Origin of the sequence: Thalassotalea sp. 273M-4 (assembly GCF_041410465.1) — a bacterium.
Taxonomy (GTDB): domain Bacteria; phylum Pseudomonadota; class Gammaproteobacteria; order Enterobacterales; family Alteromonadaceae; genus Thalassotalea_A; species Thalassotalea_A aquiviva.
The window spans coordinates 1265855-1288058 of record NZ_CP166961.1 but is presented as its reverse complement, the minus strand read 5'-3'; the positions used below and the strand labels follow the sequence as shown (position 1 = coordinate 1288058).

Here is a 22204-nt window from a genome sequence, read left to right as displayed (position 1 = left end):
AAGAGCAAAACCTGTTTGCTCATGGGTTCAGTGTTATCTTTGGATAAATTTTAGTATCGTTACTACGGACTAAGGACAATAAAAAGGAGCCAATCGGCTCCTTTTTGCTTCTAATCAGCCCTATACGATAAATACCTATTTTAGTATATATTCTCATAAGGGTAATTTTGAGGTTATTGTAAAGTCACATTCATTTTTACTTATGATTAATTACCTGATTCAGAGTAAATTATGTTGAGTTCTCCCCAAGATTTAAGAACAAAGTTTTCAAAAATCTCAGACCTTATCAGGTCGCCTTTTTCATTGAATTTTTCAACATTCGTTGTCGTACTTTGATTATTAGTTTTTACACTTTGCCTTAATACACTATTGTCGTAGTAAGTGTACTCCGTTGAAGTTGTTTTTCCTCTATTATCCGAAATACTTTGTGATGTTTTATTGCCTTTATCATCGTAGGTATAAGTTAAGTTCGAATAAAAAACCGAAGAGCCGCTCGGATCTGCTCGATAAATATAAGTTTTATTACCAAACTCGTCGTATTGATATTTCTCATGCCAATCAAAACCATATTTAAAGTCATAGCTTTTTAGTTCTAACACCTGCCCATCATCATTTAAGGTGTAATCTTCTCGTATTCTATAGTCTCCGTAAGGATATTGGTCACCCTTATAGGTTGTTTTTTGGTAGTTCATTCTTGAAGTTAATGGGTTAAGACCCCATTCGTATACTATGTATGAAGTATGACCAGAGCTAAAATTAATTCTTTCAAGAATAAGTCGATCTTGTTCATCGTATGTAGAGATTATTTCGCGCTTTTTAATCCCGTCTTGAAAGACTTCATAGTGAACAACTTTATTAGCTCCATTATATTGCCAATAAAAGCTCACACCGGATGTAATATTTACTTCGCTGAGCATGTTGTTGTGGTCATCATAAGTGTAATTAATAACCTTCCCGTTAGCGTTTGTGCTAAGTATGAAACCATCAACATTATACGTTTCTTGCCAGTTTTTAATATATTGGCCATTATGCGTTTGGGTTATGCTCTTAAAAGTTATTTCATCTTTATTTAAAATACCATCATTGTCTTTATCTTCGTCACATACGTCTCCTATATTATCAGAATCAAAGTCTTCTTGGCTTGGATTAGGTAGCATTTTGCAATTATCAAGGTTATCACCAATACCATCGTTATCGCTATCTAATGACTCAGTAGGATCTAGAGGAAATACATCAGCTTTGTCACCTGTCCCATCTAAATCACTATCTTGTGTTTCAGATGGGTCTAAGGGAAAGGCGTCAGAATTATCACCGACACCATCATTATCACTGTCTAATGATTCACTTGAGTCAAAAGGAAATACATCAAAGTTATCACCGACGCCATCATTGTCACTGTCTAATGATTCATTAGGATCTAGCGGAAATACATCAGAATTATCACCGACACCATCGTTATCACTATCTATTGATTCATTTGAATCAAAAGGAAATACATCTGAGTTATCACCATAGCCATCTCCATCACTGTCTTTAGATTCAGTTGCATCGAAAGGAAAAGCATCCTGGTCATCGTAAACGCCATCATTGTCACTATCAGGTATTCCATCACCACCATACTTTACGGTGTCAACAGCAATAAAGTTAGCTGTCAGATAATTTTGTTCAAAATAGTTAGTTGTTACAAAGCTAACAATTGAATTCCTAAAATGAGCCTGATTTACATGCTCTTCTTCTCCTACACCATAGTTAAGGTCATTTGTTCCCATAAAACCTTTAACAGAGTCAATAGCTTGAAGCTGGCCAACGGTATTTTCTTTAAGATCTATTAACGCATAAGATGGGCTATTATTTTCGACCCTGTAATATGCCTCTATTCCAGGCGTAAACCACACTGCGTTATTTGGTGATAACTCATCTACTAGCGCGATACCCGTATGATAATTAGGCATATTGGGCTCTGAAATATTGAATATTCGAATGTTCGAAGCATCTGCTAAGTAAATATCAACTTGATTATCATCTTCATTATCGTCGATAAAAAAAGTCCAAATATTTAAGCTTTTCTCATCGACCATTGAAGAGCTTAGGCCGGTTAAGTAAGGTCCCGCACCTAAATTGGCAAAATGAATATCTTCTGATGCAAAGACTTGATTATGTTCAACACTCGAAGCAACAATGTTAAAGTCTATGTGTGACATTCCATAATGGCTACCAAATTTACCATCATCATATCTAGATGTCTCATTTAATAGAATATAAGGTAAGGTATACGTTGTATTACTTTCCATTATCTTGGGTAAAATAACGGTATAAAGGGATTCATGACGCTGTTGAGGGTAAGAAATTGGCCAAGTGCTACCATCAACAAAGAGTATCGAACTAAACAAATCGATATTCCAAGATTCCCCTGTTAATTTTGCACGGTAAATATCATCAAACATGTCTAAATGTGCAGTTTCATCTGAGAAGTAAGATATCTTACGGGTCAACCCCCAAAAAATATTCACTTCATTATCGACAATGGCTATTTGAGGGAACATGCTAGTGTGGCTATAATGCGCATAAGTAACTTCTAGACAAGGCTTTGTACAATCATATATTGGCATGTTCGGGCTGAATAATGGGCTTACTGATGTATCTTTTACTTGATTATGTTTCACTGATATATAACCAATCGAATTATCATAATCACTAAAAATATCGTTGGTATCAAACGAATAGACCAGATGCATATTTGCATCTTTATCAATCACCATCCCATATACTGAGAATTCAGAATCTTGATATAATTTTTGAGTGTCAACTGATTTTAACAATATTTCAGATTCTAACCCTCCCAATGGACTAAAAACGGCATACCGCAATTCTAAGCCTGCTGGATTGTGGTTTATATTGCCATTTTTATCTACAACAAAAATAACATGTAAGTTTTCATCAGCATCTATCTGGCTTGTTTGTACAAAAACGGGGAAATCGAATTTTATATCATGCGAATAATTGATTCCAATTTCAAGATCTACCCTTTCTGCAACGTCATTTGAGGCATCACCATTGTTGTCCTCTGAATTATCACCAACTGATTCATCACTGCTTCCATTAGCGGAATTATCACCGACTGAATCATCACTGCTTCCATCAGTGGAATTATCACCGACTGAATCATCACTGCTTCCATCAGCGGAATTGTCACCGACTGAATCATCACTAATATTGCCATTGTTAACGTCCGGCGCTGGTGAACTTACAGAACCGCCACCACAAGCAGTAACCCCTGTAAGAAGGCTTGTAATTAATACAAGTCTAATTAAAAAAGAAATATTCATATGTATTATGTATTGCTATTTATTCAAAAGAAAATACCTAACAATTTCAAATAGATAAAACACAATCTTCATTGTTTTCTATTATCTTATTAAGTGTTGAATTTGACACCTGTAAATCCCCATTGCACGAACAAACATACAAACAAACGGTGAGTTTTCAACGAAAGGCTAAGTTAAGAAGAGTTACGATGTCAGGAATAAAAAATCCAAGAGCATAGGCTCTTGGATTTTAATTAAGAACCGTCAATCTAAACTATGACGGCATATTAAACGATTATAATTTGTCAGCGTTGTCGCTAAGGTAAGATGCTACGCCTTCTGGAGACGCTGCCATACCCTTGTCGCCTTTGTTCCAACCAGCTGGACATACTTCGCCGTGCTCTTGGTGGAATTGTAGTGCATCAACCATACGTAACATTTCGTCTACGTTACGACCTAGTGGTAAGTCGTTGACAACTTGATGACGCACGTTGCCTTCTTCATCAATTAAGAATGAACCACGAAACGCAACACCAGCTTCTGGGTGCTCAACATCGTATGCTTGACAGATTTCGTGCTTAACATCAGCAACCAAAGTGTATTTAACTGGACCAATACCACCTTCGTTTACTGGGGTGTTACGCCATGCGTTGTGGCTAAATTGTGAGTCGATTGATACACCAATTACTTCAACGCCACGGCTAGTGAACTCGTCCATACGGTGATCAAAAGCGATCAACTCTGAAGGACATACGAAAGTAAAGTCTAACGGGTAGAAGAAAATAACCGCTTTTTTACCTTTAATAGCTTCTTTTAAGTTAAAGCTATCAACAATTTCGCCACTACCTAATACAGCTGCGGCGGTGAAGTCTGGTGCTGGACGACCTACTAATACACTCATGGTTTTCTCCCATTATTATTTGTTAACTTGTGTAAGTAAAAATAAACCAAGCATGATCACATGCTAAGTCTTAATTCAATGTAATTATTCTGCGTTACTAAACTTTTCAGCAGTGTCTTTGATTAGCGACTGTAATTCGCCTTGTTGATACATCTCAATGATAATATCACAACCACCAATCAGCTCACCTTCAACCCAAAGTTGGGGAAATGTTGGCCAGTTAGCATATTTTGGTAACTCAGCGCGAATGTCTGGGTTTTGCAAAATATCTACGTAAGCAAACTTTTCACCACATGCCATTAATGCTTGAGATGCTTGCGAAGAAAAACCACAGCTCGGTAGCTTTGGCGATCCTTTCATAAACAATAGGATTGGGTTTTCACTGATTTGTTGTTTAATTTTATCAATAGTATCCATATATTCCTCATTTGCCTAACACACGGGCAATGAATTGAAGTGAGTCTCTGCTGATTGTAGTAATGAGCTGAGATTTAGCATAAAAAAAGATATTAAACGCTCAGAACATTTGAATCAGATCAAATAAAGTCCGAGTATTTTACTCGGACTTTATGACGGTTTAAAGGAAAATTTAAAGAAATAATTAAAGCGCGAGTTCTTTTAAGATGTCTTCTTTGTACTTAGCCCAGAAACTCGCGGTCTCTAGGCCGAACCTACGCACCCCATGCACTGACTCATCAAATTGCCCTTTTTGCGCAAATTCGATTAAAATGCGATAAAAATCAATAGTATGTTGACGAGCTTCGGTATCAGAAAAATAAATACCACCTAATCGTGAATACAGATTTTTAAACCCATTTAACACCATAACATAAATAGGGTTGTTCGATGCTAACGCCAAATCATGATGTAATTGATAATCATTTTCGGCAAAGGTATCGTCATCGTTCTCCGCTTGTTCAATGCGCTGTTGCAACAACTCGATAACTTTTTCTGGGTTATATTTGATCGCACTACGAATATAGATAGCACTGATGTTGGTGCGAGCAGACAGTAAATTTTCAACTAAGTCGGGGATCCCCTCTTGGTCTAATTCAACCAAGGTACTTAATATGTTTAACCCGCAGGTTTCCCAAAAGTTATTAATTTTAGTCGGTTTACCATGTTGAATTGTCAACCACCCATCACGGGCCAAGCGCTGTAAAACTTCTCTTAAGGTTGTACGAGTTACGCCAATAAGCTCTGACAACTCTCTTTCTGCCGGCAAAATAGAGCCTGGAGGGAATCCGCCATTCCAAATCGACTCTACTATATAGCGTTCTGCAAATCCTGCAGGACTTTGAGCTTTTATGATCATGTTATTTCCATTCATGGCACTATTGGCCTACGATAATTTGAAATTAGTGTAAATTAAACTGATTGTACCAGAGTCTATCAAGAAAATAACTCAATGCGAAACAATTAAACTAGATCAAATTTAGCGCCGATAAGTTATTTACCAAAAGATTTAACTAGAATAAGATGAGACCCAAATTCAAGCAATCCACAAGATAGTTATATTATCGTAAGGTCGTTGTATGCAACAGTCGTATTCTCAAGCGTTATTTAAGAACTTTTTAGGTTTAGCACCACACTGGTACAAATTAACCATTATCAGCTTTTTGCTGATTAATCCCGTCATTTTCTCTATATCCCCTTATGCCGCAGGATGGGCTTTGGTTATCCAATTTATTTTTACTCTGGCGATGGCACTAAAATGTTACCCATTGCAACCCGGAGGCTTGTTAGCACTTGAAGCGGTGGCTATTGGCATGACCTCGCCAGACCAAGTTTTCCACGAAATATCGGTCAACATACAAGTGATCTTACTATTGATCTTTATGGTCGCTGGTATTTACTTTATGAAAAACTTATTGTTGTTTTTGTTCACCAAAATCATCACCTCGGTGCGCTCAAAAATAACGGTGTCATTGTTATTCTGTTTTGTCAGTGCGTTTTTATCCGCTTTCTTAGATGCATTAACCGTTATAGCCGTGATCATCAGTGTCGCTGTTGGTTTCTACTCGGTTTATCACAAAGTATCTTCTGGCAAACAATTTAACGCCAGCCATGACCATACTCAAGATGGTGAAATTAACGAATATTCTCGTGAAGATCTAGACGGATTTCGCGCATACCTGCGTAACTTGCTAATGCACGCCGGTGTTGGTACCGCCCTAGGTGGGGTAATGACCAAAGTGGGTGAACCACAAAACTTAATCATTGCCGAGCAAGCGAACTGGGAATTTATAGAATTTGCAATTCGAATGTCGCCTATTACTATCCCGGTATTATTCGCAGGTTTAGTTACTTGTTATCTGGTCGAAAAGTTTAGCTTATTTAGTTACGGGGCAGAACTACCAGAGACCGTGCGAAATATTTTAGTCGAATTCGATCTGGAAGAAACTCGTAACCGTACCCGCGCAGACAATATGAAATTGGTGGCTCAAGGTTTTATTGCGATTTGGTTAATTGTTGGTTTAGCATTACATTTGGCCGAAGTTGGTTTAATTGGTTTAACCATCATTATCTTAGCCACCTCATTTACCGGCATTACCGAAGAACATCAAATCGGTCATGCTTTTGAAGAAGCATTGCCTTTTACCGCGCTACTTGCGGTCTTCTTTGCCGTTGTTGCCGTTATCATCGATCAGCAGTTGTTTACTCCTGTAATTAACTGGGTACTCACCTTTGAAGGTGACATGCAGTTAGTCATGTTTTATTTAGCAAACGGCTTTTTGTCTATGGTCAGTGACAATGTTTTCGTTGGCACCGTATATATTACCGAAGTGAAGAAAGCCTTACTTGCAGGGCAAATCACTCGTGATCAATTTGATATGTTGGCGGTTGCGATCAATACAGGAACAAACTTGCCATCGGTTGCGACACCAAATGGTCAGGCGGCATTTTTATTCTTATTAACGTCTGCATTAGCACCGCTGATCAGACTGTCGTACGGTCGTATGGTGTACATGGCAATTCCTTACACCATAGTGTTAACCATTGTTGGCTTAATTTGTATCTCAACTGGTTTCCTAGTCGAACAGACTCAAGTCCTATATGATTTACAATTAATTCATCATCATAGCGGGGCTGAAGCTATGGCGCCGGCTTCCGGTCATTAAGTTCAAAAAAAAGCGCCTTTTAGGCGCTTTTTTGATATGGTTTTGTTATCGAAGTTATTAAGGGATATATTATGCTTTCTCGTTTAAACCAATTTGTCTTGTCACCCACTTCTTGGTGGCTATTAGCGGGCTCTGCCATCGGCTTGGAGCTTTGCGCCTTATTCTTTCAATATGTGCTTGAGCTCGAGCCTTGTATTATGTGTATTTATCAGCGCGTAGCCGTGCTCGGTTTGCTCGGTGCAGGGGTTGTTGGCGCATTAGGAAATAAGTCTGCGGTGCTGCGCTTTATTGCCTTTGGCTTATGGGGATACAGTGCCATTAGCGGTTTATTATTGGCTCGAGAGCATGTCGACATGCAAAGCAATGCCAACTCTTTATTTTATACCTGTGATTTAGTACCAAACTTTCCATCTTGGTTGCCATTACATGAATGGCTACCCGCCTTTTTTGAAGCAACCGGCGATTGTGGTGAAATATCTTGGTCCTTTTTGGGTTACTCGATGCCACAATGGTTAATCGTTACCTTTGCGGTTTATACCTTGTTATTTGCAATATTCTTCAGCTCTCGTATAGTGTATTTAATTAACAATCGATAACCCAAATAAGAAGGTAAGATGCAAGCAAAACTATCACCACCAAAATGGTTTTATGTTGTTACCATCTTGGCCATTGTATGGAACTTACTTGGTGTAATGGCTTTTTTAACTGGGCCTTTAATCAATCAAGATGCAATAACAGGACTGCAAGAAGCCGAACGCCAATTTTACCTACAGATGCCCCTGTGGGCTAAAATTGCGTTTGCTGGTGCGGTATTTTCAGGTACCTTAGGGGCTTTGTTATTAACCATGAGAAAGCCCATTGCCAGCGTTTTATTGCAGTTGTCTTTAGGGTGTGTGTTGGTGCAAATGTTTCATGCTTATGCGCTGGCAAACTCATGGCAATTGTTTGGCCTAAGTGGTGCAGTCATGCCGACTTTGGTCATTTTGGTTGCGATATATTTGGTGTTATTAGCCCAAAAAGCCAAAGCTTGGTCGGTTTAATCTGCGCCTTTAGACAACAAACGGTATAAAAATGGCAATTTGAGTTGCCATTTTTTTTACCCTAAAACCCAATAACACACCAAAGCAATGATGACCGATATCATCAGACTCAATATGGCCCCTTCGGTCACCATTTCTTTAATCGAAACCTCTCCTGTGCCATAAGCTATCGCATTAGGTGCTGTCGCGACCGGCAACATAAACGCACAGCTTGCGCACATTGCCGCAGGGATCATTAATAAGGCTGGGTCGATATTTAAGGATATGGCGGCACTTGCCAGAATAGGCATTAATAAGGTCGCGGTAGCCGTATTACTGGTCATTTCGGTTAAATACGTTACTCCAAGGCACAGTAACAACAACATAATAACAAGAGGATATTGGGCAAAGCTCACTAACCACTGGCCAATAAGTTCGCTTAAACCAGAGGCGACAAATCCTTTTGCTAGGGCTATTCCACCGGCAAATAAAATCAACATATCCCAAGGAATGGTTTTAGCCGTTTGCCAGTCTAACAATCGAGAGTTTTTACCATTGGGGATCGCAAACATTAACACAACGGCAAACAAAGCCACCGTGCTATCGCCTGCGTTAGGGATCTGAAACCAATCACTCCAACCACCAAACGGTTCATTTCGAGTGATCCATGCTAACGTCGTCGCCGCAAACACCCAGACCGTTCTTATTTCTTCGGTTCGCCATGAACCGAGTTTTGGCATAATAATTTTGTCATTAAATGAAATATTGCGGGTTAACCAAATGGCCATTATAGGAATTGAAATAAGAACGACTGGCACGCCCACTTTCATCCAATTTAAAAAGCCAAACTCGCTATTGGTAAATTGCTCGTATATGCCGACAAAGATCACATTAGGAGGTGTACCTATTAAGGTCCCTACCCCACCTAAACTGGCGGCATAGGCTACCCCCAAAATTAACGCGACTTTTAGTCTTTGATTATTCACATGCGCTAAAATGGCCAAAGCCATTGGTAACATAATAAGTACGGTCGCAGTATTTGAAATCCACATACTCAGCAAACTGGCCGCCAGCATAAACCCTAGCACCAAACGAGTTGGGCTTGACACCCCAATCAGGTTCACCATATACACCGCAAAGCGCTCGTGTACTCCACTTTTTTCGAGCGCTTTTGATAACATAAAAGCGCCCATCAATAATAAGATCACATGTGAGCCAAATGCCGACGCGATGATTTTATGATCGGTGATCCCAAACAGAGGAAACAGTACGAAAGGAAGTAAAGATGTTGCTGGGATCGGAATCGGTTCACTGACCCAAAAAATAACACAAAGCAGTGCAATCGCCGCGGTAATAGCAATCGGTTTAGCGACCCCCATGCTCAGCATTAAAACAGCGATGGCGATGGCCAAGATAGGGGTGGATATTAACAGTAAATATTTATTGATTTGCATTGCCACCCCGCTCCCGTCCATGACCTGTGCTTATTCGATTGGTGTTATTTCGCAGCTGTAATGGGGGCACCAACGCCATAGGCAACATAAGGTATAATGCGATAAATCACCCCAGCAACGTCGGTGTCGGTATTAAAGTCATTTTTAGCTATATCAATTAATGCTTGAGAAGATGACATGGTGAACACCGCTGTACTTAAGGTAAAGTGTAAACGCCAAAACATTTCTTCACTGGTTAACTCGGGGTACGCCTTGTGTACGGCAAGCGTAAAATTATCAAGAATGGACGGATAATTACTGGTGATAAACCATCGCAAAAAGCCCTGACTGTCGGTATAACTTCGGCCCAGTAACTTTAAAAAATTAGCGGTACCATTTTCTCTAAATTGGTTTAACTCCAATAAAGGGTCGACAAAAGCGGTAAAAACTTGCTCTAAGGTAGGTTGTTTATCTTGTTCGATAACCTTGGTTAAAGAGGTTTCAAGTAACGGTGAAAATTGGTCGAGATAGCGTTTCATCAGTGCTTTGATAAGCTCTTTTTTCGAACCGAAGTGGTAATTAACTGCCGCTAAATTGACTTCTGCTATAGAGGTGATTTCACGCAAAGAGGTACCGGTAAAGCCTTTCTCGGCAAACAAAGATTCAGCCGCATTTAAAATTTTCGATTTGGTGTCCATAAGGCAAGTAAATATAAAACAATGTAAAAATCAAACATGCGTTTAAAATGACAGGTGTACGCTCAACTGTCAAGAATCAAAGGGCAAATTGCTCGTCGTTTGCCTATTTATTAACAGCTTTTAAATACCTCATCATAAAACGTCTATGGGTTTGCTTTTGTTCTCGATGAAAAATTCGAATATACTCATCCACTAAGTCCTAAAAACAAAAGATAATATTTATGAAAATACCATTTAAATTAACCGCCGTGGTGGTTGCCACCAGTATGTTTTTAAGCGGATGCCAACAAGAGGCGCCAACAACACTCAGCAATAAAGAAGACACCAGTGTGCGCAAAACACTGACCGCTGTCGACGCTGAAACCTTCCTAAAAGACACTGGAAAAGAGCTTGCGCGTCTCACCAATGAGAGCTCTCGTATTGAATGGATTTATCAAAATTTTATTACCGAAGATACCGCCGCATTATCTGCAGCTGCAGCCCAGAAGTATTCTGAAGCGGGTGTTCGCTTTGCCTTAGAAGCAGCGAAATTTGATCACGTTGAGGTAAGCGCTGAACAACGACGAAAATTAAATATATTAAAGCAAGCCCTAGTACTACCAGCTCCACAAGACAGCGAAAAAAGTGCTGAGCTGGCCAAAATTTCATCGGATTTAGGCGGGATGTATGGCAAAGGCACTTACACCAATGCCAGTGGACAAGAACTGAGTTTAGTTGACATGTCTGCAATTATGTCTACATCTCGCGATTACGATCAGTTGCTTGATGTGTGGCAAGGGTGGCGTCAAGTCAGCCCACCGATGAAACCTTTATATGTGCGCGAAGTAGAGTTGGCCAATGAAGGCGCACAAGGCCTTGGTTACCCTGATTTAGGTGCTATGTGGCGTTCCAACTACGACATGCCTGCTGATGAATTTGGTCAAGAATTAGACCGACTTTGGGGGCAAGTAAAACCTTTATATGATGCATTACATTGTCATGTTAGAGCCGAGCTAGGTGAACATTATGGTGAAGATAACGTTCCGCAAGATCAACCAATCCCGGCTCATTTACTCGGTAATATGTGGGCCCAAAGCTGGGGCAACATTTACGATCTCGTAGGGCCTCAAAACAGTGACCCAGGTTTTGATGTGACTGAACAGTTAGCCAAACATCAGTACAGCGAAATCGATATGGTAAAAGGGGCTGAAAAATTCTTTACCTCGCTTGGTTTTGCACCTTTACCGGAGACCTTTTACCAGCGTTCATTGTTCACAAAACCTGCTGATCGCGACGTGGTTTGTCATGCTTCTGCGTGGAATATTGATGCCAAAGACGATATTCGGATCAAAATGTGCATCCAAAAAACGGGCGAAGAGTTTTCCGTTATTCACCATGAACTGGGACATAACTTCTATCAAAGAGCTTATAAAGATCAACCAGTTTACTTTCAAAACAGTGCCAATGATGGTTTCCACGAAGCCATTGGTGACACCATTGCATTATCGGTAACACCCGACTATTTAAAACAAATTGGGTTAATTGATGAGGTACCAGATCAATCAAAAGACATTGGTTTATTGATGAAAATGGCGCTGGAAAAAATTGCCTTTATTCCTTTTGGTTTAATGGTCGACCAATGGCGCTGGAAAGTGTTTTCAGGTGAAGTCACGCCAGAAAACTACAACAAAGCTTGGTGGGAATTACGTGAAAAATACCAAGGTGTAAGAGCACCTATTGCGCGTGCTGAAGATGATTTTGATCCGGGGGCAAAATACCATGTTCCTGGCAATGTACCTTATTCAAGATACTTCCTTGCTCACATTTTACAATTTGAGTTTCATCAAGCTCTTTGTGAAATAGCCAATAATGACGGCCCGATTCATCGTTGTTCGATTTACAACAACAAAGAAGCTGGCGCGAAATTAAATCAAGTGCTTGAAATGGGTTCTAGTCAACCTTGGCAACAAGCGCACAAAGTATTAACGGGTTCTGAACAAATGGACGCCTCGGCCATCCTTAATTACTTCAAGCCATTGCAAGATTGGCTTGAAAAGCAAAACCAAGGGCGACAATGTGGTTTTTAACCTAAGCCAGTAAGATAAAATAATGCCGGTATTTTGCCGGCATTTTGTCTTTTAAGGCTGCGTAGATTGCGCTATTTAATCGAACGCTTGCTTTAATTTTTTGCTTAATTCAAAGCACGTGCCTTCATTGTGCTAAGTCAACAAATGCATTACAAATCAGGGTAAAATCATAATTGAGCATCGACCGACAGTGTTTTACATGTGGTCAATAAACTTGTCATCGATACCTTAGAAAAATGCATTGAAAAAGAGAAACGAATGAACAACTTGGTAAATGACCCCCTCTCTTCGCCAACCCAGCAAACAAAGCCAGAGCTTAGTAAACGCCAGCAAACCGATATTTTACGCCTGCTGGTAAAATTAGCCATGCGGTTGATGCAACATCATGCTGAAAGCAAGTTAGTAGAGCAAACCACCAGCAGAATGGGACTGGCGCTTGGCTTAGACAGTGTTGAAATGGCATTAACCGATAATGCTGTGATCATCACCTCTTTGTACCATGGACGCTGTAAAACCACGACCCGCAGAGTCTATGATCGTGGGATTAATATGCATGTCGTTTGTGAAATTCAACGCTTAACCTTAAAAGCTGAACAGCAACAGCTAACCTATCAGCAAGTCAATGAACTCCTAGAAGCCATTACCCCGCAAAAATACAACCGCTGGTTACTTGTGGTTATGGTTGGTTTGGCATGCGCCAGTTTTAGTCACCTTTTAGGTGGTGACTGGCAAGTTTTTATGATGACTTTATTAGCGTCGTGTACGGCCATGGTATTTCGACAAGAAATGGCTCGACGTCATCATTCCTTATTACTTATATTTTGCTTAACCGCCTTTGTTGCAACGCTCGTTGCCAGTCAAGCCGTTCAATACAATATCGGTAATCAACCGGAACTGGTGATGGCGGCTTCCGTATTATTGCTCGTCCCTGGTTTTCCGCTTATTAATGCGGTATCTGACTTTTTAAAAGGCTATATAAGTATTGGAATCGCCAGATGGTTTATGGCGACTTTATTGAGCTTTGCCGTTGCCACAGGCATTGCGATGGCGTTATTTTTAACCGGCACAGCAGGATGGAACTAATATGAGCTTATTGCTTTTGTTATTAGATGATGCTTTTTTTTCGGCCATTGCGGCCATTGGCTTTGCCCTGGTATTTAATGTACCTGCTCGATTATTGTTTTTGTGTGCTGCTGGCGGTGCTATTGGTCACAGTTTTCGGACTTTATTAATGTACTTTGACGGTTCCATTGTCTGGTCGAGCTTTTTTGCCGCCGCGTTGGTTGGGGTCATTGGCGTTTATTGGTCGCGTAAATACTTAGTCCCAAGACCAGTATTTACGGTTGCTTCGGTTATTCCAATGATCCCTGGCACTTATGCCTTTAAAGCAATGATAAGTTTGTTATCAATGCAGCAAGTTGGCTATACCGAAGTCTTAATGGCCAATCTTTTTGAAAATGGCGTTACCATGGTGTTTATTTTACTGGCATTAAGTTTTGGGCTCGCACTGCCATCTGTTGTAATATATCGCTTTCGTCCTATCGTATAATGTACGTTGTTTTTAGAAGGTTTATATGCAGCAACAGGTTTATATTGGTTTAACCAACCCCAAAAGCCCGACCAATGTCGGTTCCATCATGCGTGCCAGTGGTTGCTTTTTGGTGTCATCGGTGTTTTATACTGGGCAAAGGTATGCCCATGCTGTTAAGTTTCAAACCGACACCAAAAACGTCAGCGCAAAGATCCCCTTATTAAAAACCGATGATTTGCTCGGCCATGTTCCCAAGGGCTGCAAAATCGTTTGTGTCGATTTGGTTGAAGGTGCAACGCCGTTACCTGAGTACCAACATCCAGAACATGCGTTTTATGTTTTTGGCCCCGAGGACGGCACCATCAGTCAGTCGGTTATCGACCAAGCCGACGACGTCATTTATATTCCAACCATAGGCTGTTTAAATTTGGCGGCAACGGTAAACGTGGTGTTGTACGATAGAATGGCTAAAACATCGCACATTAACGCCAGTGATGAGCTGATCAGACAAAGCCGAGATAACAACAACCGCGTTAAAGTCAAAAAATAAAGCAAACACCCAGGGGGCACCATCTAGGGAGCAAAAAATTACCTTGACGACGCGTTAAATGTCCCCCGCTTAACATTCCCCCTGCCCCTGCACAGCTCTTTAGTTAAAGCGGCTGGCTCTAAAGATAACTGGCTCTAAAGATAACTGCCTCTAAAAATAACATGTTAAATAGTATTTGCGTGTAAGCTACCTAAGATAAAAGTACAACCGTAATATTTATTTTCCTGATCTGTATCAAACAATTTAATTAACAAGGCTGTTACAGTTAGCTTACATAGGTAAAAGTAAGCATTGGTGTTTACCTGACTGTGTTTTTTGCGGAATAGAAGGGAAAAGACAATGACCCCCAAATTAAGCCGTGTTACTGCCAGCCTTGATGTTATTCAGGGCATAAGCGGATTTTGTCTGGTTATCTTTCTCTGGCTTCATATGTTCTTCGTCTCAAGCATCTTAATATCCAAAGATGCGATGTATTGGGTAACCAAGTTCTTTGAAGGCGAAATGTTTTTTGCGCAATCTTATCCCATTATTGTCTCTCTCACCGCTTTTGTTATCTTCTTATTGGTGCTGATCCATGCGGCAATCGCACTGAAAAAATTTCCAGCCAACTACCGTCAATACCATGCCATTGTGAGTCATATGAAACGACTTAATCATGGCGACACTTGGCTCTGGGGAGTCCAATTGGTGACGGGTTTTATCTTATTGTTTTTGGTCGGTATTCATCTTTATCAATTGATGTTGCATCCTGCCGATATTGGCCCTTATGCATCGTCAGATAGGGTTTGGAGCCATAAGATGTGGCCACTTTATTTGCTGTTATTGTTGAGTGTTGAATTACATGCCGGTATTGGCATTTATCGGTTGGCCATTAAGTGGGGGTGGTTTATCGATAAAAAGCCAAAACAAAACCGACGACGATGGCAAAAAATCAAATGGTTGTTAACCACCTTTTTTATCACTCTTGGGGTTATCACTTTGCTTGCTTACATGAAAATAGGCTATGAACATGCCGATAAAGTCGGCGAGCGTTATGTTCCAAGCAGTGTGTTTAGCGAGCGTCAACAGTGAGGTTCATAAGATGAAAACGATTTACACCGACGCTTTAGTCATTGGTGGCGGTTTAGCCGGACTTCGCACCGCCATTGGGATCAAACGCCGAGGTCATGATGTTATCGTATTATCATTAGTGCCACCTAAACGTTCTCATTCTGCAGCAGCCCAAGGTGGTATGCAGGCCAGTATCGGTAATTGCGTTAAAGGCACAGGCGATAATGAAGATATCCACTTTTTCGACACCATAAGGGGCAGTGATTGGGGCGCAGATCAAAAGGTTGCCCGGATGTTTGTCAATACCGCCCCCAAAGCTGTGCGGGAGTTGGCTTTGTGGGGAGTACCTTGGAATCGAGTTGAAGCCGGCCCGAATAAAGCAGTAATTGACGGTAAGGAAGTTACCATAGACGAAAGTCAACAAAGTGCTGGCTTGATTACTGCGCGAAATTTTGGCGGTACGCAAAAATGGCGCACCTCGTATGTGTCAGATGGAACCGGACACTCCATGCTTTATTGTATGAGCAATCAAGCTTTAGCTGAAAAAATTACCGTGCACCAACGCATGGAAGCCATTTCGCTTATTCATCATAATAAACGCTGTTTGGGTGCAATCGTTAGAGATTTAAAAACAGGGGAACTGATGGCGTATGTTGCAAAGGCAACGTGCATAGCGACCGGAGGTTTTGGTCGAATTTATCAAAACACAACAAACGCCATCATCAATGAGGGGATTGGTGCGGCTATCGCCTTAGAAACAGGGGTCGCACAATTAGCCAATATGGAGGCGGTGCAATTTCATCCCACCGCGATATTTCCTGCGGGTATTTTGGTAACGGAGGGCTGTCGTGGCGATGGTGGTCTGTTACTGGATAAAGACTTGCACCGTTTTATGAGCGATTATGAGCCGGAGAAAAAAGAGTTAGCCTCGCGCGATGTGGTATCTCGGTGGATGGAAGTGCATATTGCAAAAGGCAAAGGCGTTCAATCTCGATTTGGCGAACATTTATGGCTTGATATTCGTTTGCTTGGCAAAAAGCACATTGAAACCCATCTGCGTGAAGTTAAAGAAATCTGTCAATATTTCCTTGGTATTGATCCCGTTAATGAGCTGATTCCAGTACGCCCAGCCCAACATTATTCGATGGGTGGGATCAGAACAGACTATACCGGTCAATCGCCTGAACTTAGCGGTTTGTTTGCCTGCGGTGAAGCCGCTTGTTGGGATTTGCATGGATTTAACCGCCTTGGGGGCAATTCAGTGGCAGAAACGGTGGTAGCGGGAATGATTGTCGGTGATTTTATCGCTGATTTTGTGCAATCGCCTCTTGGTGACATTGAGATCTGTACAACGGTAATAGAACATCAATATAAGCAACAACAACAACGGTTGGCTCGGTTTATTGCGCAAGAGGCAGAAACCGGTGCGTTCACAAGCGAAAATCCAATAAAAATTCGCCAAGAAATGCAGGCTATTATGTCAAAAAACGTGGCTATATTTCGAGAAAAAGACAGTCTCAAAGAGGCCATTAAGCAACTGCAAGGCTTACTCTCAAGGTGTGACAATATTCGCGTGCATGTTCCAAGTGCAGGTCCAAATCCAGAACTGTGTGCCGCATATCGGGTAGAAAAAATGCTCAAGCTTGCCCTTTGCACTGCCCAAGGTGCGCTTAATCGAGAAGAAAGTCGAGGCGCTCACTTTCGTAAAGACTTCCCGTTAAGAAACGACAAAGATTGGTTATCTCGAACCCTATACTTATGGTCACCAGAACAGCAGTCATTAATGTTACGCTATGAGAAGCTAGATATAATGAGCATGGAACTGCCGCCAAACTGGCGTGGTTATGGTAGCAAAGAGCGAGTTGAACACCCTAATACCACTTTACGACAACAACAAGTTGACGAAATAAAACACACGGTACAAAAACAAGGAGGCGATCGATACGCAGTGCAGCAACAACTGATGCCCTATAGACACATGCTTCCTGACTATTTGCAGGCTAAGAATGCCAGATTGCACGACACAAAAGGAAATTCATAATGCCCCAACAGCCATGCAACCGCGACAACAATTCAACCGCGTTAAAGTCAAAAATTGCAGACCAGCACGGCGAACAAGTTATTGCGATACAACCACAAAGAAGCTTATGTTTTCGCGTATTTAGGTTCAACCCAAATGATCGCAACAGTGCGCCTAGGTATCAAGATTATACCTTAGTTGACTCTGACACTATGACTTTATTTATGGCATTAAATGAAATTCGAGACACTCTCGATCCCAGTCTCTGTTTTGACTTTGTCTGTCGGGCTGGCATCTGTGGCAGTTGTGCGATGTTGGTCAATGGTAAGCCCATGTTAGCCTGTCGAACCCTGACCAAAGATCTGCCCGATCTCATTCATTTAGCCCCACTTGCGGGTTTCAAATTGATTGCCGATTTAAGCGTTGATACCGGAACGTGGATGGCGCAAATGGCCGAGCGAATTGAAAGCTGGATCCATAAAACAGAGCATCACAACGACGCGCTTAACCAACTTGAAACAAAAATGTCTCAACACACTGCCAGTACGATCTACGAGCTCGAGCGTTGTATCGAGTGCGGTTGCTGCATTGCCGCTTGCGGCAGTGCCCAAATGCATGCGGATTTTATTGGCGCCGTGGGGATTAATCAATTGGCTCGATTTTACATTGACCCAAGAGATGAACGGGAAGAAGCAGACTATTACCAGTTATTGGCCAACGATGAGGGGGTCTTTGGTTGTATGAGTTTTCTGGGCTGTGAAGATATGTGCCCAAAACAGCTTCCTCTGGCTCAGCAGATTGCCTATATGCGCAAAAAAATGGCGTTGATTTAACCTCGTAATACGTCAGCACGTACGAGGTTAATCGAATAACTTAAAACGCAAGAGTTACCGTTTAGTCACGTACGTACGGGTTAGTCTTTCGCTCTTCACCAAAAGTTCCCATTGGGCCATGCCCCGGAATAAACTTAACCTCATCACCTAAGGGCCACAAATTATTCTTAATCGATTTGATTAACGTGATTTGATTACCTTTAGGGAAATCTGTACGCCCTATTGAACCTCGAAATAGCACATCACCTACTTGGGCTATTTTACTTTCGCGGTGAAAAAACACGACATGTCCTGGGGTATGTCCTGGGCAAAATAACACTTCAAATTGTTCATTACCAACGTCAACGGTATCACCGTGCTCAAGCCAGCGACTGGTGGTAAATGTTTTGCAGGGCGCAAATCCAAACATCTGGATTTGTTGTGGGAACATATCAATCCAGAATTGATCATCTTTATGCGGACCTTCTATGGGAATATTCAACGTTTCGGCAAGTTCGGCGCTACCACCGGCGTGATCTAAATGCGCATGGGTAAGTAAAATTTTGGTTAACGTCACGCCATGTTGCTGTGTCGCAGCTAACAGCTTTTCAACATCACCTCCTGGGTCGATAATGGCTCCTTGCATGGTTTGGTCGCACCACACCAAAGTGGCATTTTGTTGAAATGGCGTCACGGGAATAATTTGATACTGCAACATAAACGGCTCTTGAAATAAAAAACTTTTGCTTATCTTAATCATTCCAAGCCATTGATACCAGTAAACCGACTAATTCGTAACAAATTCACCAAAATATTGAATTTATCTTGGCAAAAGAAATTGTAACTAGGTAAGATTCAAGGCTTAACTTTTTCGTTTTATCCATATGCAGTAATTATATGTCCACAAGCAGAGATTCTTTCCACTCCCGATTAGGTTTTGTTCTTGCCGCCGCTGGTGCCGCCATAGGTTTAGGTAACATTTGGGGATTTCCTACTCAGGCAGCCAACAATGGTGGCGGTGCCTTTGTTTTCGTCTACCTAATTGTCACCGCGCTATTAGCATTGCCGGCCCTTTATGCCGAAATGTATATTGGTAATCAAGCGCAGAAAAACCCAGTCGCCGCACTTTCTCAAGCGTGTAGCAATGTGTCTCCTAAACTGGGCCGATACGCAGGCTTGTTTGGTTTACTTGGCGCCGTGTTAATGCTTAGCTTTTATTCCATTGTCGCAGGTTGGATGCTTTCGCATGCTTTATCGCCGGTGATGTATTTACTGGGCTTTGAACAAGCAGGTAACTGGTTGGGGCAATCGAGTGACACCCGTAATATTATCTTTACCCCAATTTTTATTATTTTAAGTGCCTTGATCATTAATAAAGGCGTGCATGCGGGTATTGAGCGTTGGTCCAGCCGACTTATGCCTATTTTGTTTATTTTATTAATTATTTTAATCGTTTATATTTTGCAGCAACCTGGTGCAAGTGACGGTTTGGCCATGTATTTAACGCCGAACTTTAGTCAACTAAAAGATCCAATGTTGATTATTTCAGCGATGGGACAAGCGTTTTTCTCGCTTTCAATTGGTGTGGGTGGAATGATGGTCTATGGGTCTTACATGCAAAAAAATGCCGATATGGGCAAGTTGGTCTTATCTATCACGGCACTGGATACCTTAATTGCATTTCTGGCCGGTTTATTAATTATTCCAACCTTATTTGTTGCTCAACATTTAGGGCAACAAGTCTTCGTTGATGGCCAACTCGTTGGTGGACCTCAGCTTATTTTCTCAATTTTACCAACCCTATTTGATTCGATGGGAAATATTGGGGTGTATGTTTCCTTAATGTTTTTTGCCTTGATGTCGATGGCCGCTTTAACCTCAACGATTTCATCAACTGAGGTACCTGTTGCTTATCTTGTCGAAGACAAAGGTTACAGCCGAAGTAAGGCCACCACCATTGTTTCAATCATAGTCTTACTGGCATGTATGACCCTGGTGTTTAACTTTGAATTATTATTTGGCGCGGTGATCACTTGGGTTAATAGCTTCCAGCTACCTATTATGGGATTGTTTTACTTTATTGTGGTTGGCTGGATTTGGAAACGTGGCAACCAATTAGCCGACCAAGCCTTATTAGCACAAAAACCGCTATTAAAACTTTGGGCAAACTACTTACGTTTTGTCTGTCCCATTTTGCTAACCATAGTGTTTATCAGCGTTTTACTGGCGCTTTAAGATAACCGCTGTGATGAAAACCGGGATCTTAGATCCCGGTTTTTTTATTCTGCCTGATGCGCGCTATTTCATTAATTCAGCGACCTCTTCCATGTTCAATTCCACTTTTTCTATTTTTTCAAATCGGCTGCTGATTTTATCCGCCGATGTATGAATTTGTTTAACATCTGTTGCCGCTTGGTCTATGTGCTTAGCAAGGTTATTAAAGCGAGTTTTAAAGCGACTAAAGTCAGCTCCTAAATGCGATAAATGCTCCTGTATAACATGAACTTGTTGCCTTGTAGCTTCATCTTTGAGTACCGAGCGAGCGGTTGTTAGTATGGCCATTAAGGTAGTGGGCGATGACAACCATACTCGCATTTTATAAGCGTATTCGACTAGATCAGGATAATGGGCATGAATTTCAGCAAAAATAGCTTCTGCTGGAATAAACATGACGGCGCCATCAGACGTTTCCTTTTCAATTAAATACTTGGTTGAGATATCGTTAATGTGCTTTTTAATGTCGGCTTTAAACTGCCTTTGAGCTTGCTTTCTATCATGCTCAGACAACTCAACTTGGGTCATGGTACGATAGCTCTCTAATGGAAATTTAGAATCAATGACCACGTTGCCCGTTGGTTCCGGTAAAAATAATACACAGTCAGCGACCTTACCATTAGACAAGGTATGCTGAATAGAAAAGTGCTTTTCAGGGAGCACATTTCGGATCAGCCCGTTCAACTGAACTTCGCCAAAGGCACCGCGAGAACGTTTATCGGCCAGGACTTCTTGTAAGCTCACAACATTGGTCGATAGTTCGGTAATTTTCTTTTGTGCATCGTCAATCAAGGCTAAACGTTGGACAATATCATTAAACGTTTTCGTGGTTTTATCAAAGCCTTCGGCTAAACGTTTTTCGACCTGCATGGATATCGATTGCAATCTTTTGTCGGTGTTTTCTGATAGCTCAGACATTTGTTTTGCCAGTAATTCGGCATTTGCCTTGAGGGACTGAGCAAGTTCTTCACGACTGATTTTTGTCGCTTGGTTTAAGTGATGCACTAACTGATCAATGGCTCGAAGCTGATTATGATTAAATTGCTCACGATGACGATTTAACTGTTCTTGTAACTGGAGCTGGTTTTGCCCTAAGGTCTGGAGAAAATCTGCCGATTGTTGTTGTTGATTGTGGCCATTTTGCTGCAAATATTGTTGAAATTGTTGCAACCGTTCTTGCACTACTACGGCCGATTGGCTTTGTTGTTCAAGTTTATATTTTAGCCGCTTTTGCTGCCAACATACGAGGATTAAGAGCACACAAACAATGCTCGATAAGCTTAAAGTGATAAGTGATGATAGGTTTAAATCAATAATTTCCATAGGGTTGCACTTGCATTACTGGATATAATTACAGTTATACCAATTATTTACTCTGATGCCAATAAAAAAGGCCAGAAAACACAAGGTTATCTGGCCTTAA

Annotated in this window: 19 protein-coding genes; 11 read left to right on the top strand and 8 right to left on the bottom strand. The window is 41.2% G+C overall.

Annotation, left to right across the window (positions count from 1 at the left end; genetic code table 11):
• Positions 1 to 206: 206 nt before the first annotated feature.
• The 4 genes from ACAY00_RS05735 to fadR all read right to left on the bottom strand — a co-directional run bounded on the left by ACAY00_RS05735 (position 207) and on the right by fadR (position 5521).
• A complete protein-coding gene (locus tag ACAY00_RS05735; RefSeq protein WP_371378490.1) occupies positions 207 to 3326 on the bottom strand; it encodes a thrombospondin type 3 repeat-containing protein in 3120 nt (1039 codons plus the stop codon).
• A 274-nt stretch (positions 3327 to 3600) separates the two neighbouring features.
• The gene (locus tag ACAY00_RS05730) at positions 3601 to 4206 is read right to left on the bottom strand and encodes a peroxiredoxin (RefSeq protein WP_371378487.1); all 606 of its coding nucleotides are present in this window, start codon (positions 4204 to 4206) and stop codon (positions 3601 to 3603) included.
• An 84-nt stretch (positions 4207 to 4290) separates the two neighbouring features.
• Positions 4291 to 4623, bottom strand: a complete 333-nt coding sequence (locus ACAY00_RS05725) for a Grx4 family monothiol glutaredoxin (protein WP_371378484.1) — start codon at positions 4621 to 4623, stop codon at positions 4291 to 4293.
• A 184-nt stretch (positions 4624 to 4807) separates the two neighbouring features.
• Positions 4808 to 5521 carry a fatty acid metabolism transcriptional regulator FadR gene (fadR, locus tag ACAY00_RS05720; RefSeq protein WP_371378481.1) on the bottom strand — a complete coding sequence of 238 codons (714 nt, stop codon included), beginning with the start codon at positions 5519 to 5521 and terminating at the stop codon, positions 4808 to 4810.
• Positions 5522 to 5741: 220 nt separating this feature from the next.
• On the opposite strand from fadR, the gene nhaB reads away from it, so the two are divergent.
• The 3 genes from nhaB to ACAY00_RS05705 all read left to right on the top strand — a co-directional run bounded on the left by nhaB (position 5742) and on the right by ACAY00_RS05705 (position 8368).
• The gene (nhaB, locus tag ACAY00_RS05715; protein ID WP_371378478.1) at positions 5742 to 7328 is read left to right on the top strand and encodes a sodium/proton antiporter NhaB; all 1587 of its coding nucleotides are present in this window, start codon (positions 5742 to 5744) and stop codon (positions 7326 to 7328) included.
• Positions 7329 to 7399: 71 nt separating this feature from the next.
• Complete coding sequence (gene dsbB, locus ACAY00_RS05710) at positions 7400 to 7924, top strand: disulfide bond formation protein DsbB (RefSeq protein ID WP_371378475.1); 525 nt, start codon at positions 7400 to 7402, stop codon at positions 7922 to 7924.
• 18 nt (positions 7925 to 7942) lie between these two features.
• A complete protein-coding gene (locus tag ACAY00_RS05705; protein ID WP_371378473.1) occupies positions 7943 to 8368 on the top strand; it encodes a hypothetical protein in 426 nt (141 codons plus the stop codon).
• Positions 8369 to 8424: 56 nt separating this feature from the next.
• Here the strand turns inward: ACAY00_RS05705 and ACAY00_RS05700 are convergent, their stop codons facing one another.
• The gene (locus ACAY00_RS05700; protein WP_371378470.1) at positions 8425 to 9801 is read right to left on the bottom strand and encodes an SLC13 family permease; all 1377 of its coding nucleotides are present in this window, start codon (positions 9799 to 9801) and stop codon (positions 8425 to 8427) included.
• A 44-nt stretch (positions 9802 to 9845) separates the two neighbouring features.
• On the bottom strand, positions 9846 to 10478 hold the full coding sequence (locus tag ACAY00_RS05695) for a TetR/AcrR family transcriptional regulator (RefSeq protein ID WP_371378467.1): 633 nt from the start codon (positions 10476 to 10478) through the stop codon (positions 9846 to 9848).
• A 221-nt stretch (positions 10479 to 10699) separates the two neighbouring features.
• Between ACAY00_RS05695 and ACAY00_RS05690 the strand changes: the two genes are divergently transcribed.
• The 7 genes from ACAY00_RS05690 (at position 10700) to ACAY00_RS05660 (ending at position 18528) form a co-directional block, all read left to right on the top strand.
• Positions 10700 to 12544 (top strand): M2 family metallopeptidase, encoded by a 1845-nt coding sequence (locus ACAY00_RS05690; protein ID WP_371378464.1) that lies wholly within the window; start codon positions 10700 to 10702, stop codon positions 12542 to 12544.
• 258 nt (positions 12545 to 12802) lie between these two features.
• Positions 12803 to 13627, top strand: coding sequence for a threonine/serine exporter ThrE family protein (locus tag ACAY00_RS05685; protein WP_371378461.1), 825 nt, complete (start codon positions 12803 to 12805; stop codon positions 13625 to 13627).
• A 1-nt stretch (position 13628) separates the two neighbouring features.
• The gene (locus tag ACAY00_RS05680) at positions 13629 to 14093 is read left to right on the top strand and encodes a threonine/serine exporter family protein (protein WP_371378458.1); all 465 of its coding nucleotides are present in this window, start codon (positions 13629 to 13631) and stop codon (positions 14091 to 14093) included.
• A 25-nt stretch (positions 14094 to 14118) separates the two neighbouring features.
• Positions 14119 to 14625 (top strand): RNA methyltransferase, encoded by a 507-nt coding sequence (locus ACAY00_RS05675; protein WP_371378455.1) that lies wholly within the window; start codon positions 14119 to 14121, stop codon positions 14623 to 14625.
• Between the two features lie 339 nt (positions 14626 to 14964).
• On the top strand, positions 14965 to 15696 hold the full coding sequence (locus ACAY00_RS05670; RefSeq protein ID WP_371378452.1) for a fumarate reductase cytochrome b subunit: 732 nt from the start codon (positions 14965 to 14967) through the stop codon (positions 15694 to 15696).
• A 10-nt stretch (positions 15697 to 15706) separates the two neighbouring features.
• Complete coding sequence (locus tag ACAY00_RS05665) at positions 15707 to 17716, top strand: fumarate reductase flavoprotein subunit (protein ID WP_371378450.1); 2010 nt, start codon at positions 15707 to 15709, stop codon at positions 17714 to 17716.
• 86 nt (positions 17717 to 17802) lie between these two features.
• A complete protein-coding gene (locus tag ACAY00_RS05660) occupies positions 17803 to 18528 on the top strand; it encodes a fumarate reductase iron-sulfur subunit (RefSeq protein WP_371379590.1) in 726 nt (241 codons plus the stop codon).
• Between the two features lie 61 nt (positions 18529 to 18589).
• On the opposite strand, the gene ACAY00_RS05655 is transcribed toward ACAY00_RS05660, so the two are convergent.
• Positions 18590 to 19225 carry an MBL fold metallo-hydrolase gene (locus ACAY00_RS05655; protein WP_371378446.1) on the bottom strand — a complete coding sequence of 212 codons (636 nt, stop codon included), beginning with the start codon at positions 19223 to 19225 and terminating at the stop codon, positions 18590 to 18592.
• A 179-nt stretch (positions 19226 to 19404) separates the two neighbouring features.
• Between ACAY00_RS05655 and ACAY00_RS05650 the strand changes: the two genes are divergently transcribed.
• Complete coding sequence (locus ACAY00_RS05650) at positions 19405 to 20742, top strand: sodium-dependent transporter (protein WP_371378443.1); 1338 nt, start codon at positions 19405 to 19407, stop codon at positions 20740 to 20742.
• A gap of 63 nt (positions 20743 to 20805) precedes the next feature.
• Here the strand turns inward: ACAY00_RS05650 and ACAY00_RS05645 are convergent, their stop codons facing one another.
• A complete protein-coding gene (locus ACAY00_RS05645; protein WP_371378440.1) occupies positions 20806 to 22104 on the bottom strand; it encodes a DNA recombination protein RmuC in 1299 nt (432 codons plus the stop codon).
• Positions 22105 to 22204 lie beyond the last annotated feature (100 nt).

Coding starts and splice junctions, on each gene's coding strand:
- ACAY00_RS05735 (WP_371378490.1), bottom strand. CDS start 3,326: ATGAATATTTCTTTTTTAATTAGACTTGTATTAATTACAAGCCTTCTT.
- ACAY00_RS05730 (WP_371378487.1), bottom strand. CDS start 4,206: ATGAGTGTATTAGTAGGTCGTCCAGCACCAGACTTCACCGCCGCAGCT.
- ACAY00_RS05725 (WP_371378484.1), bottom strand. CDS start 4,623: ATGGATACTATTGATAAAATTAAACAACAAATCAGTGAAAACCCAATC.
- fadR (WP_371378481.1), bottom strand. CDS start 5,521: ATGATCATAAAAGCTCAAAGTCCTGCAGGATTTGCAGAACGCTATATA.
- nhaB (WP_371378478.1), top strand. CDS start 5,742: ATGCAACAGTCGTATTCTCAAGCGTTATTTAAGAACTTTTTAGGTTTA.
- dsbB (WP_371378475.1), top strand. CDS start 7,400: ATGCTTTCTCGTTTAAACCAATTTGTCTTGTCACCCACTTCTTGGTGG.
- ACAY00_RS05705 (WP_371378473.1), top strand. CDS start 7,943: ATGCAAGCAAAACTATCACCACCAAAATGGTTTTATGTTGTTACCATC.
- ACAY00_RS05700 (WP_371378470.1), bottom strand. CDS start 9,801: ATGCAAATCAATAAATATTTACTGTTAATATCCACCCCTATCTTGGCC.
- ACAY00_RS05695 (WP_371378467.1), bottom strand. CDS start 10,478: ATGGACACCAAATCGAAAATTTTAAATGCGGCTGAATCTTTGTTTGCC.
- ACAY00_RS05690 (WP_371378464.1), top strand. CDS start 10,700: ATGAAAATACCATTTAAATTAACCGCCGTGGTGGTTGCCACCAGTATG.
- ACAY00_RS05685 (WP_371378461.1), top strand. CDS start 12,803: ATGAACAACTTGGTAAATGACCCCCTCTCTTCGCCAACCCAGCAAACA.
- ACAY00_RS05680 (WP_371378458.1), top strand. CDS start 13,629: ATGAGCTTATTGCTTTTGTTATTAGATGATGCTTTTTTTTCGGCCATT.
- ACAY00_RS05675 (WP_371378455.1), top strand. CDS start 14,119: ATGCAGCAACAGGTTTATATTGGTTTAACCAACCCCAAAAGCCCGACC.
- ACAY00_RS05670 (WP_371378452.1), top strand. CDS start 14,965: ATGACCCCCAAATTAAGCCGTGTTACTGCCAGCCTTGATGTTATTCAG.
- ACAY00_RS05665 (WP_371378450.1), top strand. CDS start 15,707: ATGAAAACGATTTACACCGACGCTTTAGTCATTGGTGGCGGTTTAGCC.
- ACAY00_RS05655 (WP_371378446.1), bottom strand. CDS start 19,225: ATGTTGCAGTATCAAATTATTCCCGTGACGCCATTTCAACAAAATGCC.
- ACAY00_RS05650 (WP_371378443.1), top strand. CDS start 19,405: ATGTCCACAAGCAGAGATTCTTTCCACTCCCGATTAGGTTTTGTTCTT.
- ACAY00_RS05645 (WP_371378440.1), bottom strand. CDS start 22,104: ATGGAAATTATTGATTTAAACCTATCATCACTTATCACTTTAAGCTTA.